At 38.6% G+C, this 18,379-nt stretch carries 14 protein-coding genes; 10 read left to right on the forward strand and 4 right to left on the reverse strand.

The genetic code is table 11. From position 1 onward, the window contains the following. Positions 1–68: 68 nt before the first annotated feature. Together MKY30_RS15395 and MKY30_RS15400 are read left to right on the forward strand one after the other, a co-directional pair. Positions 69–503 carry a hypothetical protein gene (locus tag MKY30_RS15395; RefSeq protein ID WP_077603521.1) on the forward strand — a complete coding sequence of 145 codons (435 nt, stop codon included), beginning with the start codon at positions 69–71 and terminating at the stop codon, positions 501–503. 395 nt (positions 504–898) lie between these two features. Next, positions 899–1,237, forward strand: a complete 339-nt coding sequence (locus MKY30_RS15400) for a DnaJ family domain-containing protein (RefSeq protein ID WP_077603520.1) — start codon at positions 899–901, stop codon at positions 1,235–1,237. 70 nt (positions 1,238–1,307) lie between these two features. On the opposite strand, the gene MKY30_RS15405 is transcribed toward MKY30_RS15400, so the two are convergent. The 3 genes from MKY30_RS15405 to MKY30_RS15415 form a co-directional block, all read right to left on the reverse strand. Then, positions 1,308–2,489: a metal-dependent hydrolase family protein gene (locus tag MKY30_RS15405; RefSeq protein ID WP_341084589.1), complete on the reverse strand. Its 1,182-nt coding sequence runs from the start codon at positions 2,487–2,489 to the stop codon at positions 1,308–1,310. Positions 2,490–2,706: 217 nt separating this feature from the next. Further along, on the reverse strand, positions 2,707–3,861 hold the full coding sequence (locus MKY30_RS15410) for an anti-sigma factor (RefSeq protein ID WP_341084592.1): 1,155 nt from the start codon (positions 3,859–3,861) through the stop codon (positions 2,707–2,709). Beyond that, a complete protein-coding gene (locus MKY30_RS15415; RefSeq protein WP_341084594.1) occupies positions 3,858–4,349 on the reverse strand; it encodes a sigma-70 family RNA polymerase sigma factor in 492 nt (163 codons plus the stop codon). The genes MKY30_RS15410 and MKY30_RS15415 overlap by 4 nt, the downstream gene beginning before the upstream one ends. A 355-nt stretch (positions 4,350–4,704) precedes the next feature. Between MKY30_RS15415 and MKY30_RS15420 the strand changes: the two genes are divergently transcribed. The 7 genes from MKY30_RS15420 (at position 4,705) to MKY30_RS15450 (ending at position 13,615) form a co-directional block, all read left to right on the forward strand. Beyond that, the gene (locus MKY30_RS15420; RefSeq protein WP_341084596.1) at positions 4,705–5,355 is read left to right on the forward strand and encodes a class I SAM-dependent methyltransferase; all 651 of its coding nucleotides are present in this window, start codon (positions 4,705–4,707) and stop codon (positions 5,353–5,355) included. A gap of 30 nt (positions 5,356–5,385) precedes the next feature. After that, a complete protein-coding gene (locus MKY30_RS15425) occupies positions 5,386–5,982 on the forward strand; it encodes a hypothetical protein (RefSeq protein WP_341084598.1) in 597 nt (198 codons plus the stop codon). Between the two features lie 59 nt (positions 5,983–6,041). Continuing rightward, positions 6,042–8,078: a sigma-54 interaction domain-containing protein gene (locus tag MKY30_RS15430; RefSeq protein ID WP_339285666.1), complete on the forward strand. Its 2,037-nt coding sequence runs from the start codon at positions 6,042–6,044 to the stop codon at positions 8,076–8,078. Positions 8,079–8,281: 203 nt separating this feature from the next. Continuing rightward, entirely contained in the window at positions 8,282–9,433 is a 1,152-nt protein-coding gene (gene iadA / locus MKY30_RS15435; RefSeq protein WP_339285668.1) for a beta-aspartyl-peptidase, read from the forward strand. Between the two features lie 42 nt (positions 9,434–9,475). After that, on the forward strand, positions 9,476–10,921 hold the full coding sequence (gene nhaC / locus MKY30_RS15440; protein WP_341084602.1) for a Na+/H+ antiporter NhaC: 1,446 nt from the start codon (positions 9,476–9,478) through the stop codon (positions 10,919–10,921). Between the two features lie 471 nt (positions 10,922–11,392). Beyond that, complete coding sequence (locus tag MKY30_RS15445; RefSeq protein ID WP_339285672.1) at positions 11,393–12,853, forward strand: CoA-acylating methylmalonate-semialdehyde dehydrogenase; 1,461 nt, start codon at positions 11,393–11,395, stop codon at positions 12,851–12,853. Positions 12,854–13,015: 162 nt separating this feature from the next. Beyond that, complete coding sequence (locus MKY30_RS15450) at positions 13,016–13,615, forward strand: short chain dehydrogenase (protein WP_156985549.1); 600 nt, start codon at positions 13,016–13,018, stop codon at positions 13,613–13,615. Positions 13,616–13,660: 45 nt separating this feature from the next. On the opposite strand, the gene ileS is transcribed toward MKY30_RS15450, so the two are convergent. Continuing rightward, the gene (gene ileS / locus MKY30_RS15455; protein ID WP_341084606.1) at positions 13,661–16,738 is read right to left on the reverse strand and encodes an isoleucine--tRNA ligase; all 3,078 of its coding nucleotides are present in this window, start codon (positions 16,736–16,738) and stop codon (positions 13,661–13,663) included. A 445-nt stretch (positions 16,739–17,183) separates the two neighbouring features. Here ileS and MKY30_RS15460 point away from each other — a divergent pair, with 445 nt between their 5' ends. Beyond that, positions 17,184–18,116 (forward strand): D-2-hydroxyacid dehydrogenase, encoded by a 933-nt coding sequence (locus MKY30_RS15460; RefSeq protein ID WP_341084609.1) that lies wholly within the window; start codon positions 17,184–17,186, stop codon positions 18,114–18,116. The last annotated feature ends 263 nt before the right edge of the window (positions 18,117–18,379 follow it).

Consider the following 18,379-nt stretch of genomic DNA (forward strand, 5'->3'; position numbering starts at 1 on the left):
TTTAATAAACGGAGATATAAAGAATTGTATTTACCATGCTAAATTTTCCTCTAGACAGGATGCCCAACATGAAAAAGGTTATCGTAAGCACAAAGGAAAATCTGGATTATGGTACATTAATATGGATTTACGCAAATAACCGTAAAGTATACCGCAGCAGTAAAAGCATTGATGCCGATACGCCATTCCACCGTTATGATTCGCATTATATGGGAATGGTTGAAGATCTGTACAGAGATCAGGAAAAACATCCCCTTTTATTTCAAAGGATGATTGAGAGATCGGACCGGATTTTTGGAGTATGCTTGAATAAACGGCGAAATAGTGATGGTACACGGGACACGATAGTTCTATTTTTTTCGGATTGGGACAGTGTGCAGGATTTTGCTGAAGATGTCTTCCCAAGGCTATTAAAAGAGGAAGTAAAGAGAAGAAAAGCAGCTAAACAAAAATGGCTGGAGAGAGGGAAGCTATTCTCTGAAAAGAAAAAAATGTCACAATAAATGTTTTGGTAATCAGATAAGCTGTCCATGAGGTGATGTCACTTCATAGGGCAGCTTTTTATCTGAATTCATATGCTCAGAAATTATGTCTCTTTTAACTGAAAATATTGCTTAATCTCTCCAAGAATATACCTTCCCGCTTCGAGGATCATAAAGAAGATCAATGAAATCGCCAGGGCTTGGCGGATATAGTAAACTGACAATCTGTTTTACCTCTCGCCGTATAAGGTCATGCTGATAGGTAAATTTGAAATACTTAAAAATGATTCCTTTTCACATAGCAGATTGTGTAAAAAGGCAGTATACTAAAAAGTAGCATTTATTATTTAAATTTTCTGGATTTCGAAAGTTTATCAGATTGTCATTCACAAAACAATAGAGGGGAGGCTATACGATTGGATAGGAAGTATAATGATTTAATTGGAGATATGATTAAAGAAAATGACTACAGCTATGAAAAAGATTTACCAGGCAAGGGGAAGCCTTTGGCTAAAGATTATATTCAAAAGGATACTTTTCAACAATTTCAAAAAATAGCGAAGGATGCCGGCTATTTGCCCCCATGGCTGAAGCTGCAAAAAGAAATCAGCTTATTAGTGCAAGAAGCGCAGACAGAAGGGGATATCAAAAAAATTAACAAGCAGATTAAAAAGCATAACCGAATTTGTCCGGCGCCATTGCAAAAGAAATTTGTCAGCTTAGCTGATCTGGAAGCAGCGAAGAAAGAGTGGTAATCATAAATTAAAACTGGACCTGCAGGATATAGCTTATCCTTACACAGGTCCAGTCGGATTTCTCTTATACTTATTCCACTTTCTTTCCTTTTTTGTAAACAATTTTATCAGCTTGGACAGCTTTTATATCTTCCATTGGGTTTTCTTCGATAATGATAAAATCAGCGAGTTTGCCTTCCTCAATAGATCCTGCATGATCGTCGATTTTTAACAGCTCTGCTGCGTTAACGGAAGCGGATTGTAATGCCTGCAATGGCGTTAAGCCGGCCTCGACCATATGTTCAAGCTCCTCGGAAGATCCATTTTCAAAATCATTATAAGCGGTTCCGGAATCAGTTCCCATTGCAATTTTAACTCCAGCTTTTGCCGCTTTGCCGATACTTACAATATGTGCTTCCTGAACAGCGAGAGATTTTTTAACCATAAAATCAGGTAATTTGTCCGGATGCTGATTAATCGCCCATGGCGCCATTAGTGTTGGCACGAGATAGGTATCGTTTTCCAGCATCATTTGTATCGCTTCATCGTCAAGATAAATTCCATGCTCAATGGAATCTACACCAGCACGGATTGCGTTCTTGATTCCTTCTGTTCCCTGGGCATGGGCACAGGCTGTATAACCTTTATGATGTGCTTCATCCACTGCAGCACGCATTTCATCAACACTCAGCTGAATATCATGCGGTGTTTCTCCATCAATACTTACGCCGCCGGTAGCCATTAATTTAATGTTTCGTGCACCATTTTTAATATTGGTACGGGCATTTTTACGAATCTCGTCAACACCATCAGATTCGAGTCCCAATTCAACACCGTGTCCGCCGGTCATCACAAGCGCGGGACCGGATCCGATAATTCCTGGTGCTGTAATTTTATTTTCTTTTTCTAATTTAGATAATTGTAAATCAATGTTGTCAGAAGAACCGACATCACGTATATATGTGACTCCATTTTTTAAAAGCTTGTTTAAGTTATCCACCGCAATATAAGTATTTACAACTGCTCCTGTTTTGACAGCATTCACGGAGGATAGACCGCCAATTTTGAAAAAAGGATCTAAAACAATATGTGTGTGGGCATTGATTAAACCTGGCATCACATATTTTCCTTTCAGGTCAATGACTTTATCTGCTGCTTTTGTTTCTTGATTGATAAATCGACCTGATTCTGTATCTACCGCAAAGTCAATTGCTTCAAAATCTGTGTTTTTACCGGTAAATACTTTAGCGTTTTTAAATAAAATCGTAGTCATTCTTGTCTCTCCTCATGATTGGTTTTTCTAATGTTGTATGAAAAATTTTAGAATACAGATAAATATATCATAAAAAAAGAGAGAATTGTGGGAATTTGTCTTAGAATTATTTTCTTGAGGAATTATTTACATGAAAATTAAAAAACAAAAGACACCCCTCAATTGGTCCACTGTAAAAGCAGTGAACCAATGAAAAGATTCCTCTATAAAAGCAGCTCTATTCTTCTCTGTCTGTCCAGTTCCAAAGTCTTGTTTCATCCAGCTGCAATGCATAGATTTCGTCATTTTCCCGCAGTTTCAGCAGTTCTTTTGTCGGCCCGGTGACAACCACACCATAATGATTGATCCCGTTCTCTTCAAAATATTGTATGGTTTCATCGATATGCAAATCATCCCAAACATATTTATTAGCCAGCTTTTCGTGGTTTGACAGGAAATGTAGTACTTTAAAAAATTGCTCATGCAGTATTTTACTGTCTCCATACTCATAAGTGGGAGAGGAGCTCGTTTCAGAAACAGTTCCTGAACCAAACCAACCTTTTTCTTCCTGTCTTTCTACGGTATGCATATCCTCCTCCAGCCAGATAGGACTGGCTGGAAATCCAAAAAAGAATGGATCGGGACTAGAAATAAAATCAATTTCATACTCATCCGACATGTCACCTTTTTGAACTCCGAACCAAAGAATTTCTAAATTATAGTTATCGAAGAGTTCATATACTTCATCTGTTTCAAGAAACTCATTGAAAGAAATATAAGCAGAGGATACTGTTCCTTCCGGTAAATTTTCAAGCTGCTCCCAATCAGAGTATTGTGCCTCTTCCTCACCAGGCAGATAAAAACCTGGCGATGCGGAATTGGCATTTGTAAATAAAGTATCATCCTGCCCTCTTAAATAAGAAAAGAAGAAGGACGATTTAGATTGACCGACTTCAAATATTTCATCTCCAACCTGTTTTCGCTTTGTTGTTTCTACATCCAATCCAAAGAATAAACCGCCCTGTGCTGAAGAATAGGACAAACTGCCATAGGGGTCTGTCAGTGCGGAAGTATAATCATTAACATTCATGATGATTTCTGATCTGTCCGGTGTCCCCCAGGAGTAATAGATGCCGGTACCTATCATGCTAATAAATAAAACACCAATAAATATAATAAAAACGAAAAAAGCTGTCTGAATCCGGGCTTTCCATTTTCCTCTCCGCAGGATTTTCTGCTCTTTTTTATTGAAAGAATTATTATTATTCTGCTTTTCTCCATTTTCAAAGATATTTTCCAGTGTATCGAGTTCCTTTTCAAATGCTTTTCTCTCTTCTTCTGTTAACTCGCCTTTTTCGTAGGCCTGTAATTTTTCTTCAAATGTTCTTTTCATTGGTTTTCATCCTTTCTCTGTCTGATTGCCTGTCTTCCTCGAAACAGCAATATTTTAAAATGACCGAGTTTTACATCCATTATCTGCGAGGCTTCTTTATAAGATAGCTCATGAATATCGTGAAGAATAATAGCGGTCCGCTGTTTATCCGGCAGCTGGTCAATGAGTGCTAAAACTTCTTGTACCTCTTCGCTTAAAATAAGCTGATGATGAATGTCTGCGTCATTTTTCTGTAGTTGCTGAAAGAAGTCCGTATCTGTAACGACATTTTTTCGATGCCTTCGATAATAATCAATATAAGTACGATAAGCTACGGTAAATAGCCAGGATTTTACGTTTTCATTATGATAAAATTCCAGATACAGATAAGCCCGCAAAAATGTTTCCTGCACCAGATCTTCAGCTGTATAATGGTCGCGGCTCAGAGAAAGAAGGAAGTGATAAACATCTCGAAAGTATAATTGATAAACCTGATCAATCGATTTCATGTGTTCCTCCTTTCCATCTACACATAACACGTTTCAAATTAAAAAAAGTTACAGATTTATTTCAAATTTAGTAAAATAAAATATATAATTGCCAGAATGGTATTATATATAGCAGCATTACCGTATTTCAACGATTGTCAGCTATTATGCGATAAATCCGTTAAAAACTTTGATACGATTAAAAGAATATATAAAATGAAAGCAGATTGAAACCTTATTACAAATAAAATTCCTATGTTTTAGGGGGAGAAAAATGAATGAACAAAGTAAAAGAAATAAAATTGCCTGGGAGTAGAGAGCTTATGAGTATTGGAATAAAAGATATGGAACGCCTCAAAAATTAGCTGGACAGATAGTGGAGAATTCGATTGCTCAATTGAAGAAGCATAAGGATTATTTTAATCATATAGAGGGGAAGAAGGTTGCCAATCTCTGCGGATCTAATGGCAAAAAAGCAGTTCCAATTGCTTTACTAGGCGCAGACGTTACTGTATTTGATATCTCGGAAGAAAATAAGCAGTATGCCTTGGAGCTTGCCGGATATGCTAAAACCACTATTGATTATATTGTGACGGATATTTATGAAATTGACTTATCTGCGTATCAGAGCTATTTTGACGTACTATATCTGGAGGGCGGGATTTTGCATTATTTTGATGATATTGAAAAATTGATGAGCATACTTTACGCACTTTTAAAAACGGATGGGAAAATGATTTTGAGTGATTTTCATCCGTTAAGAAAATGTGTCTTGGCTGATAGTAAAAAGGTAAGTTACTTTGAGAATAAGAATCTCCAATTAGGTGACTTAGCTTATAAAGATTTTTTTGATGAAGCTGAGCAGACTGATTTTCCCAATGTATCTGTCCGTTTATATACATTAAGTGACATTATTAATGCTGTTATCGGATCCGGTTTCCAACTGGAAAAATTTGATGAACACCGCAGCTGGGATGGCGAGGATATACCTTGGGAATTTACGATACTTGCGAAAAAGTATAAATAAAAAATTCATCAATCTAGAAGGGGAAACAAAATGATCATTTCTACAATTATATTAGGCTGGTCAGGTATTATATTATTTCTTATAACTGCATTTATATTTCCGAAAATGGCCAAAAATAACGAATTTGCTTTTATCCATTTTTTATTGGCATGGATGTATGCCTTTTGGCTTCCTGTTCCTTTAGTTTTAAATCAGTTGCTGGATTTTGACTATCTGCAAATAGGGATTATTTTTGGATTTATCTATTTGTTTATGCTGATTATTACAATGGTTCTTCAAACGGGTCATATTACATATATCGTAAAGAATAATACCGGACAGGCAATTACTGATAAAGAGAGTAAATATATGATGGCAACACTGTCTGACCCATTTGAAGCTTTTGCGAATGTTTTTAAAATTATATGGGCATTATTTTTAGCGATTGGTTTTTGGAATAATGGAGAATATGTGATGGGATGCCTTATGATTTTATTTAGTTTATTTGGCGTTTATTATTTATTTCTGATTCTGAATAATATCTTAGTAACCCCCGTAAAGCTATTTGCTAAAGTAAAACCGAATGTTTATGTAACTAACTTGGAGACCTTTTTCTTCTTTTTAATTTTACTGATCTATATAACCTAATTGGTTCAAAGATTTTTTTACTATTTAATTACCGCAATATCTGATTGGAGTGAACACCTATGAGTAACCCGGTTATTCTGATACTTACCAAGGAAATTGATCTTTATTATACGTTTCGCGATAATATCCGGGAGGTTTTCGGAAATGAAATCCGGCTGCGCAGCAATCATTTTTTACCGGTTCATCTGGAGGATGTGGATTTAATCCTGTCTTCGGCCCCGGATAGCCTGGTTGAGGATTTTATTGATTTTGAGAAGACAAAGGCACCTATGCTGATTGCCAATCGATCTATTGATTTTAAAAAGCTGGAAAAATTATTTGAATTGCCTAAAGCGACACGATGTCTGCTTGTCAGCAATGATGAGGCTATTGCTTATGAATCTGTAACGATGCTGAAGTATTTGGGCTTCGACTACTTAGACTTTTACGCGTACTCCCCTGATATGGAGAACCCTCCTGATATGAAAGGCATTGATGTGGCGATTACACATGGATTAGCAAACCTTGTTCCGGCAGAGCTGGAAGCAGTTATCGATTTAGGAAACAGACGTCTTGATCTGAGTACACTTTTTGATATTTCAAAAATTCTTAAGTGTAATTTTGATCATGCTCATCATATAACGATGGGCTATGTGAAAAATTTTGCCCGAATTGGCAGAGAGCTTGCTAATTCTGTCCGAAACGAGAATTATATTAACTCCAGTTTGCAAGCTGTTCTCAATGCTGTTCAGGATGGTGTTGTTTTTATTGACAGTGGAGGACATGTTTCTTTATTTAATGAAGAAGCGGGCAATATTTTAGGAATAGACGGACAGGATGCCTTACATAAGCACTATGCGGATGTGTTACATGAATTTCAAATTGATAAAGTTATGGAGACAAAACAGCCAATTCCCAGGCAACTGATTCAAGTACATGGAATGAATCTGTTAGTTACGCTAAATCCGATTTTGCTTGATGAGGCTTTTTCGGGAATTGTTCTTGTTTTTCAAGATGTAACGCATGTAGAACGGATGGAGCAGGAGATAAGGAAAAAGAAGCTGCAAACAGGATTAACCACAAAGTATTCCTTTGATGACAACATTGGCAACGGCTATATGATTACGGAGACACAGCATATAGCGAAAAGGTTAGCCAGAAGTGACTATACCATACTAATCACCGGAGAAAGCGGAACAGGAAAAGAAATTTTTGCACAATCAATTCACGAGTATTCTTCCAGAAACAAAGGTCCTTTTGTGGCAGTAAACTTCGCAGGGATTTCCGAATCACTCGCGGAAAGTGAATTATTCGGCTATGAGGAAGGGGCTTTTACAGGAGCAAGAAAAGGTGGGAAAGCTGGCCTTTTTGAGTTAGCGCAAAACGGGACAATTTTCCTGGATGAAATAGGAGACGCGCCATTAAAAATTCAAGCAGCTATTTTGAGAGTGCTGCAGGAAAGACAGGTTATGCGGGTCGGAGGAAATAAAGTTATCCCAATTAACGTCCGGATTATTGCTGCAACTAATAAAAGCTTAGAGGAGATGGTCAGAAATGGAGAGTTCCGTGATGACTTGTTTTACCGTTTAAATCAATTGCCATTAAGGATACCTTCTTTATCCGAAAGAAGGGAAGATATTCCAGATTTAATAAAGTATTTCTTAGCACAGAAAAATAGCCAGTTGAATTTTCCATCGGATGTTATGGAGCAGCTTTCCTCTTATAGATGGCCGGGAAATATCCGGGAATTGGAAAGTCTGGTTACTTATTTGTCAGTTATTGTGAACGGGCCGGAAGTGAGTCTGGCTGATTTACCATCCAAAATGAAGGATAATCTGTTTACAGATGTCCAGACGGATAAAATAATCAGACTGCTTGAGCACTCAGGAGATATAAATCTTTTTAAGAATATTCTAGAATGCTTATCTATTACAGAGAACGAGAATACAGGTATTGGCCGTTCAACATTACAGGCAATGCTTTCTGATAAAATTTCTGAGAGTAGACTGCGTACAAAATTGGAAGTGCTTAAAAAATACGGTTTAATAGAAACTGGAATAAAAAAGCAGGGAACAAGAATAACGGAGCTCGGAGCAAAAATGATAAAACTTATTTAAATTTAGGAGTGTTTATAGGGCTGTTTTGATCCTATAAATACTCCTAAATTTTGCTTGTTTTTGAAAAACAGCTGCTTGAAGCTTTATAATTTATTGGCATGTTTTTTGCATAAGGTACCTTATAGCGTTTTATTTAGAAGCAGAGCTTCTGTTAAATGTTTTTTCAGAAAATAAGTATTATTTAGCAAATGGAGGTCAGATGTATGATTACATTAATTAAAAATGCAGAAGTTTATGCTCCCGAGTCATTAGGGAAAGCATCTATTTTATTGGTTGATCAAAGAATTGCCAAAATAGGAGAAGTGGATGAGGAAGCGGTAAAAGGATTAGGTATTGACTATAAAATAGTAGATGCTGACGGCGCTTATGCTGTGCCGGGCTTTATTGATCCGCATGTTCATTTAATTGGCGGAGGCGGAGAAGGGGGCTTTGCGACCCGGACCCCGGAAATACAGCTGAGCGATATGATTCAGTCTGGAATTACAACGGTTGTCGGTCTTTTAGGTACAGATGGGACAACCCGTCATATGACTTCCCTTCTCGCAAAAGCTCGTGGACTGGAAGAGGAAGGAATGACAACATTTATTTATACAGGAAACTATGCGGTTCCTACAACGACAATAACGTCAAGTGTCAAGGAAGATATTATTCTGTTTGATAAAATTATTGGAGCTGCTGAGATTGCTATTTCTGATTCCCGCTCCGGACAGCCTTCCCTGCATGAGCTGGCTAAAATAGTAGGAGAAGCCCGTGTAGGCGGTATGCTCAGTGGGAAAGCAGGAGTAACGCATTTTCACACTGGTCCCGGGAAGGAATATTTATCACTCCTGCACCAGCTTTTAGAGGAGTATGAGCTTCCTGCTTCGAATCTTTATGCTACACATATTACCCGCAGTCAGGAGCTGCTGGATGATGCAATACGTCTGGCAAACAAAGGCAGCTATGTGGATATCACTGCTGATGATGAAACAGGTGAGTGGGTTGCGTACTATAAGAAGAATGGTGGCGATATGCAGCATTTAACGATTTCTTCAGATGGAAATGGCAGTCTGCCGAAATTTGATGAAGCAGGAAAAATGATTGGCTTTGGAGTAGCGAGTACCCAAACGTTGTACCAGCAAGTCATTGCCGCTGCGAAAAACCAAGCACTGTCTATAGAAGAAATTCTTCCGCTTGTAACGAGTAATACGGCAGAAGCATTGAAATTGAATAATAAAGGCGGCATCCAGGAAGGTAAAGATGCTGATGTACTTATTTTAGATAAAGAAACGCTGGCGCTTGAGCATGTATTTGCGAAAGGACGTCACATGCTGGAAAATAAAAAGCTTCTTGTAAAAGGAACCTTTGAAAAATAAAGAAATTTATACTGACAGATGAAGAGAGGAAGGATTTTACAGATGAGAAAACAACCCAATTTATTTGAAGCTTTTTCGCCTATTGTCGTGATGCTGCTGTTACTTGCTATCGGTTTTGGTGTGTATGGCTTCAGTCCGGAACCTCTGTTGATTTTAGCTTCTGTATATGCAGGGTTTATTGCATGGCGATTAGGATATACATGGGACGAAATGATGGAAGGTATTCAAGAAAAAATAAAGCAGGCAATGCCTGCCATCCTAATTCTGATTTCAATTGGAATATTGATTGGGACGTGGATGATTGCCGGTACGATTCCGATGATGATTTACTATGGCTTAAAAATAATTGATCCAACTTTTATTGTCCTGATTGCGTTTGTAGTTTCGGCGATTATTTCTATTGTTACGGGAACATCATGGGGGTCGGCAGGTACTGTCGGTGTGGCATTAATGGGGATTGCAACTGGGCTTGGAGCGAGTCTGCCTGCAACTGCAGGCGCAGTTGTTGCTGGAGCATATTTTGGAGATAAATTATCTCCGCTTTCAGATACAACCAATATTGCGCCGATAGCCGCCGGAAGTGAATTGTACGAGCATATTCGTCATATGCTTTGGACTACAGTCCCGGCAGCCATTCTGAGTATGATTGTATACTTTTTTGCCGGTCTTCATTTATCTTCCGGTAACGCAGCAACACCTGAAACAATGAATACGATGCTGCAAACACTCACAGAAATGTTCGATTGGAATATTTTGCTGCTGCTTCCACCGATAATTATTTTATATGGAGCCATCCGGAAAAAGCCTACGCTTCCGATGATTATCTTTTCATCTGCAGTTGCAGCAATTTTAGGAATTTTCATGCAAGGATTCAGTGCTGGTGACGTATTTGCATCTACGGTTTCAGGATTTGATGTAGCCATGGTGAATCGAGCAAATTTTGATCCTGATTCAGTTATCCCTGAAGTACTTAGCCTGGTGCATCAAGGTGGTATGCAATCAATGACCGGGGTCGTTTTAATTGCCTTTTCTGCTTTTATCTTTGCTGGTATTATCGCTAAATCAGGATCACTTGAAGTGATTATCCAAACATTGATGAAAGTGGTTAAACGAACAGGGGATTTAATTCTGACAACGGTTCTGTCTTGTATTACGATGGCCTTGGTTACAGGGAATTCATATCTTTCTATTATCGTACCCGGGGAAATTTTCAAAGATACGTATAAGAAAAAGAAATTACAGGCGAAAAACTTATCCCGTACTTTAGAGGACTCTGGTACTGTTGTAGTACCGCTTATCCCTTGGTCATCAGCAGGGGTGTTTATGGCCGGAACACTGGGCGTTTCTACACTGAGCTATGCACCATGGGCTGTATTATGCTATACAGGATTTATTTTTGCGATTATTTTAGGATATACAGGTATCGGCATCGCGAAAATACCGGATGAGGATTCTGTAGAAACTACAGAAGTTAAACCGGAACAGTAAATAAATCTTACCAGAAACATCCTCTTTTTTGAATGTTATCAGAATCAAAAAAAGAGGATGTTTTTTGTGAGTTAGTTTAAGAGATACTAGAGTCTTTGCATAGTAGTCCCAAATTCTAAGAATGAAAGAAATTACCAGTCTTGCTATGAAATTGTACTTGAGTTCCTTGCTCCCTTACTGAATTTTCGATAAACTTATGATGTAATTAAATAAAAAGCTATGAATGCATGCCAGTTCATGAAATCAGATTGTATATTCCTGGGCATTACCGTTATTTAGAGATGGCATCCGGCGATTTCAGTTCACTCCTGCTTAAAGGAATTGCTGCTGTTACAAAGGTAAAAGCTATTTCTGGAAAGACACACATCTAGGAGTATAGAGCAGTTTTCCTTATAAATATTATTGTTCGATGCATCATAATTATTACTGGTAAACTTGCTTTATAAAGAACTATTACAGGAGGTTATTTCATTGGCACAAAAAGCAATAAAAACATTGAAAAATTATGTAGGCGGAAAATGGATTGAAGCGAATACAGTAAAAACAGAAGCGGTAGTTAATCCGGCAACTGGAGAAGTGCTTGCTTATGTGCCGCTATCCTCTTTAGAGGACATAAATCATGCAATAGAAACAGCAGCAGAAGCATTTGAAACGTGGAAGGAAATCCCCGTACCAAAACGTGCACGGATTCTATTTAAATATCAGCAGCTCCTGGTAGAGAATCATAATGATCTGGCAAAGCTGATTACCCTTGAAAATGGTAAAAACTTTCCAGAAGCATACGGAGAGGTGCAGAGAGGAATTGAAAATGTAGAATTTGCGACAGGAGCACCATCATTGATGATGGGGGAGCAGCTTGCTTCGATTGCTACGGACTTAGAGTCCGGGATATATCGTTATCCAATCGGAGTCATTGGAGGAATTACACCTTTTAATTTTCCGATGATGGTCCCATGCTGGATGTTTCCAATGGCGATTGCTACTGGGAATACATTTGTTATGAAGCCTTCTGAACGTACACCGCTGCTTGCGAATCGTTTAGCCGAATTGTTGGAAGAAGCCGGCCTTCCGAGCGGCGTGTTTAATATCGTTCATGGCGCACATAATGTTGTAAATGGAATATTAGATCATCCGCAAGTAGCAGGAATATCATTTGTCGGATCGCAGCCGGTAGCAGAATATGTTTATAAACGCGGTACAAATAATTTAAAGCGGGTGCAGGCTCTGGCAGGTGCAAAGAATCATTCCATTGTGTTACATGATGCCAATCTTGATAATGCAACCACACAAATTATGAACGCTGCATTTGGTTCAGCTGGAGAGCGTTGTATGGCAGCTTCTGTAGTAGCTGTTGAGGAGAGCATTGCAGATGAATTTATTGAGCTTTTGACACAAAAAGCTAATGAAATTAAAATTGGCAATGGTTTAGATGAAGGAATTTTCCTTGGGCCGGTAATACGTGATAAGCATAAGGAGCGTACATTAAAATATATTGAAGCGGGTAAAAAAGAGGGAGCAAGCCTGGTACGGGATGGCCGTGAAGATGAGGCTGTGAAACAAAAAGGCTATTTTGTCGGTCCAACTATCTTTGATCATGTTACTTCGGAAATGAAAATATGGCAGGATGAAATTTTTGCTCCGGTTTTATCTATTGCTCGTGTGAAGAATTTAAGTGAAGCAATTGGGTTGGCCAATAAATCCCGCTTTGCTAATGGAGCATGTATCTTTACAAGGGATGGGGGAAGTGTCCGTCAATTTCGGGAAAAGATTCATGCTGGAATGCTTGGAGTTAATATTGGGGTCCCGGCACCAATGGCGTTTTTTCCTTTTTCTGGATGGAAGGATTCCTTCTATGGAGATTTACATGCCAACGGAAAAGATGGATTACATTTCTATACAAGAAAGAAAGTTATCACAACCAAATGGGTTTAAGGTAAAAGGAATTCACTGTATTTACAGTGGCTTTTCTAATTAACTGCCTATGTCATTTTCAAAAAAATGTGATGAGCTGGAATTTATGCATTTTATAAAATTCATGAGATACTGAAGCAAAGAAAATATATAAAATTTTTCAGAAGTGAGGAGAGGCAGAATATGAAAATACTATTAGTCGGAGCAACAGGATCGATCGGAGAAGTTGTATATGAAGAGCTAAAGGATGATGCGGAATTTATTCGAGCCAGCCGAAATTCTTCTGACTATCCAGTAGACATCACCTCTGAAGAGAGTATAAAAGCACTTTTTGAAAAGACAGGTCAGGTAGATGCTATTATTTGTGCAGCTGGTTCAGCACACTTTGCAACGGTGGATGAGCTGACTCCGGAGCAAAATATGATTGCTGTAAATAGTAAACAGTTAGGGCAGGTAAATCTAGTATTAATCGGTCTGCACTATCTGAAGGATAATGGAAGTATTACCCTGACAACCGGTGTCTTAATGGATGATCCATTGAAAACAGCATCCTCTTCTGCGATGGCCAATGGCGGTGTATCAGCGTTTGTGAAATCAGCAGCGATTGAAATGCCGCGTGGAATCCGGATTAATCATGTCAGCCCGTCTATGCTTGAGAAATCAAAAGAAAAGTATGGTAAGCTGTTCCAAGGATTTGAGCCTGTTTCTTCCAAACGGATTGGTTTGGCTTACAGGAAAAGCGTTTTTGGTGCGCAAACAGGGCAGGCTTATAAAGTATATTAAGTATAAAAAGCAGATCAAACAAAATGTTCGATCTGCTTTTCTCTTTTAACCCTGTATAAATAATTCTATTACATGTCCTTCGATTTCAAATGACTTCATTTCTTCCTTTTTCTCAAAATGAATGGAATCGAGAATAAGATGCTTATGCACCAGTTCAGTAAATTTTGTTAAAATACGCTGTGCAGCAGCATCCGTATGCACGAATAGTTGTACACGCTGTTCCACTGGCAGATTCAATTCTTTGCGGCAGGTCTGAACAGCACGTGCGAATTCCCTGACAAACCCTTCTTCTCTTAATTCGTCCGTTAAGCGAATATCCAGCAGCGTCATAAACATATTACCTTCAGCAAATGCAAACCCATCTATTCCTTTCTTTTCGATAAGCACATCCTCTGTAGTCAAAGTAATTGTTTCACCAGATTGCAGGGTAAACGGATATTCTTTGTCTGCAATAAATTTTTCTTTTTCTGTATTATCTAAGGCTTCTACTTTATTTTTTAATTCACCAACAGCCTTACCAACTTTGGGGCCGGCAACTGAAAAGTTTAATTTAAAAACAAATTGTAAAAGCTGATAGTCCATCTGTTTGAATAGTACATCCTTGACATTCAATTCTTCATTGATAATGGATTTGTAGTTTTCTAATGCAGACAGATCAATGTTTTCTTTTGGCATCACAATTAATTGTGATAAAGGGAGCTTTGTTTTTATTTCAACTGCATTTCGTAGAGAACGGCCTTGCTCGATAATCTGTAATACATCGCCCATATCTTTTTCAAGTTCTGTATTGATCTGTGTTTGATCAGCTTCTGGGAAATCAGATAGATGGACACTTGAGCCGTTTAAATTAGAGTAGATTTCCTCTGTCAAAAATGGTGCGTAAGGCGCCATGATTTGCGACAGCTTTGTCAGCACTTCAAATAAAGTATGGAATGCTGCCCGCTTATCGTCTGTCATTCCTTCACTCCAAAAGCGCTGTCTGGAACGTCTGACATACCAGTTGCTGACCTCATCGATAAATAACGAAATCACCCTTGCTCCTTTGGTAATATCATAGGCATCTAAGCTTTGTGTAACCTCTTGAATTACAGTATTTAAACGGGAAAGGACCCATTTGTCAAGCATAGTTGGATGGCCGGCTGCCTCTTTTTCCGGTTTAAAGTCATCAATTTTTGCATACATTTGATAGAAAGAATAAACATTTAGAAGTGTATCCAGTACTTTTGTTTTTGCCTGGCTGACTGTCTTTTTGGAAAAACGTTTATTATTCCATGGGGAGCTGTCGGCAAGTAAAGCCCATCTGAGAGCGTCCGCACCAAATTCATTGATTAAATCAATGGGTGATAGGGCATTTCCTTTACTCTTGGACATTTTCCGTCCGTTTTCATCTAAGATATGTCCTAGTGACAGCACGCGTTTGTATGGTGGTTTCCCGGTGAATAAGGTGGAAACGGCCAATAAACTGTAAAACCAGCCTCGTGTCTGATCAACACCTTCAATGACCACATCAGCAGGGTATTGGCTATCAAATAATGCTTCATTTTCAAAAGGATAATGATACTGGGCAAACGGCATGGATCCACTGTCAAACCAGACATCAATCACCTCACTGGTCCGGTGCATCTTTCCTCCGCAGTCACAGGCAAAATGGATGTTATCTACATAGGGCTTATGCAATTCAATATTCTCAGGGAGTGGATCAACTGACAGCTCTCTTAATTCTTTGATGGAGCCCGGTGATTTCTGTGCTCCGCAGTCATCACAGACCCAGACGTTAAGCGGCGTTCCCCAGTAGCGGTTTCGCCCGATATTCCAATCGACCATATTATCCAAGAAGTTGCCGAATCTGCCTTCTTTCATATGAGAAGGAAGCCACTCCGCCTTTTGGTTATTTTCTATCATCTTTTCTTTTACTGCCGTTGTCTTGATAAACCAGCCTTCCATTGCATAATAGAGAAGGGGAGTGTCACAACGCCAGCAATGCGGATAGCTGTGCTCGTATTTTTCTTTATCAAATAGAAGGCCTTTTTCAGCAAGCATTTTGATAATATCTACATCACAGTCTTTGACAAATTTACCTGCAAGCGGCGCAATCGCATCTTTATAGCGGCCTTTTGTATCGACAACATGAATAAAATCAAGATGATTATCCTGAACAGCTTTATAGTCATCCTCTCCGTGTGCCGGCGCTATATGAACAATTCCAGTACCGCTTGTATCTGTCACAAAATCTGCACCAATCACTACATGCCCGTTGGAAACATCTGCAAAATCAAATGGTGGATGATAAGAAATACCAATTAAATTATGTCCTTTGACAGCTTCTAAGACTTTATAATCTTCCTTCATCAGATCCTGGGCTAACGATTTTGCCACGATATATATTTCATTTCCCTGCTGCAAACGCACATAATCCATTTCCGGATTCACAGCGAGAGCTACATTGGCCGGCAGTGTCCACGGTGTTGTGGTCCAGCCTAACAGATACTCATTTTCTTTTCCTGTGATCTGAAACTTAGCAGTCGCAGATAAATCTGTAACATTTTTATACCCTTGAGCCACTTCATGAGAGCTTAAGGATGTCTCACAATGCGGGCAATAGGGAACAACACGATGTCCTCGGTATAAATAATTTTTCTTATGAATATGAGAAAGAATATGCCAGACTGATTCAATATAGTCATTATTCAATGTGATATAAGGATCCTCCATATCCACCCAATATCCGAGTGCTTCGGTAAATTGCTTCCACTCATTTTCGTAGGTGAAGACACTTTCTTTACATTTCGCGATGAAATTCTCAATGCCATATTTCTCAATCTGTTCCTTACCGCGGATGTTTAATTGCTTTTCAACCTCCACCTCAACCGGCAGGCCATGAGTATCCCATCCTGCTTTTCGTAAAACCTGATAGCCGGACATAGTTTTATATCTTGCTACAAAGTCCTTTATCGTTCTGCCAAGAGCGTGACCGGCATGCGGCAAGCCGTTTGCTGTTGGCGGCCCTTCGTAAAAGACAAAGGTTTCTTTTCCTTCTCTGTTGGAAATAGAACGCTCAAAAGTATGATCTTTTTCCCACTCTTTCCGGATTCTTAATTCACGTTCTGCACTTGATTCCTTCATTTTTCTCACCTCATTAAATTAAAAAATCCCGATTCTGCGCAGGAGAATCGGGATGGTTACATTCGTCATAAAAATAAAAAAACCAACATAGTAGTGGTTTCGAATGGATTTTCACTACGTACTATCATACGCGTTCCGGATATCGGTAGAATGCCGTCAAAGTTTAATGTACGGTGAAGCATTCAGGTACTTACCGTTTTCTTTTCAACTTTGCTTCTCAGGGAGGATTTTCATCATCTTTCTTAACATTGACTTTCAGCACATGGTCAACTCTCTGTAGATAAGAGGGGATAATTACTCTTTCCCGTCATCGAATTAGATTTTTAAATTAACAATAACAATAAACGATTAAAAATAAAAAGTCAACTTGTTTCAACTATTGGCTTTTTAGCAAATTGGTAAGTAGACTGTATAATAGGAAATAAAAGAAGGGGAGACCGGTTAAATGGATATTCAAAAAATAATAATCGTCAGTCCAATGATAAACGAATTAAAAGAATACATAGATCAGTATAATCTGGATCAAGAAATCCGTTACCTGACAGATGATAAATTAACAGAAGAAGACCTGGAATGGGCAGATGCTTTCTGCGGCTTTCAAATACAGAAAAATATAGACTACAGCAAAGTGAAATGGGTACATTCATTAGGTGCTGGTGTGGACGGATTTTTATCCGGCAGAAATTGGAATGAGAATGTATTATTAACACGGACGATTTGCTCGTTTGGACAACGGATTGGAGAATATTGCTTAAGCTATATTTTAAGAGATGCTCAGGCTCATCAGAAGTTTGCAGAGCAGCAAGACGAGAAAACCTGGAATGCAATTACTCCTGAATTATTGAGTAAGAAGAGGGCCGTTATCTATGGAACGGGAGAAATTGGTCAAAAAGTAGCAGGAATACTATCTGTATTTGGAATGAAGGTGTATGGGATATCTTTAAGCGGCAAACCAAAGTCAGCTTTTAACCAAGTAGCAGCTATTGATTCACATTTTTCGGTTATAAAAGAAGTGGATTATGTAATTAATACATTACCGTTAACAGATAAGACAGCTGATTTATTTGATAAAGCTTTTTTTGAACAAGTAAAAGGGGTTGGATTTATCAATACAGGCAGAGGGAAATCTGTAGTTGAAGCAGCCCTAATGGAGGCAGTAGAAAAAGGTCAGGTACGATTTGCTGTGTTAGATGTTTTTCGGGAAGAGCCGCTGCCTGCATCGCATCCATTCTGGGAGCATCCTGCTATCACAATAACACCACATATTTCAGCTGTGACAACTGCCAAGGAAGCAGTAGGCTGTTTTATTGATACGCTGGAAAAAGTGAAGTCAGGGCAGGTGTTGGAAAATAAGATAGATGTCCAAAAAGGATATTGAGGATAATATGATATTAGTGAAATGATTGTAAGGAGAAAAGTATCAGTTGTCAGATGCTTTTCTCCTTTTGTATGTTGCCTAGGTATTTTCTACGATGTCCATTTATTTTACAGGGATTTTTGTATTGTTGTTTGCTATAATACAAGAAAAAGAGAGAATTTTGTTAATATACGATGCATTTATAATGGAGCAGCGCTTGAGCAGTCAGATTCGCCATCAGCAGGGGTGAGCGTAAACTCTGCTGAAGGCAGCTGCTCTTTACT

The sequence above is a fragment of the Oceanobacillus sp. FSL W8-0428 genome (assembly GCF_038004405.1).
Classification (GTDB): Bacteria; Bacillota; Bacilli; order Bacillales; family Amphibacillaceae; genus Oceanobacillus; species Oceanobacillus sojae.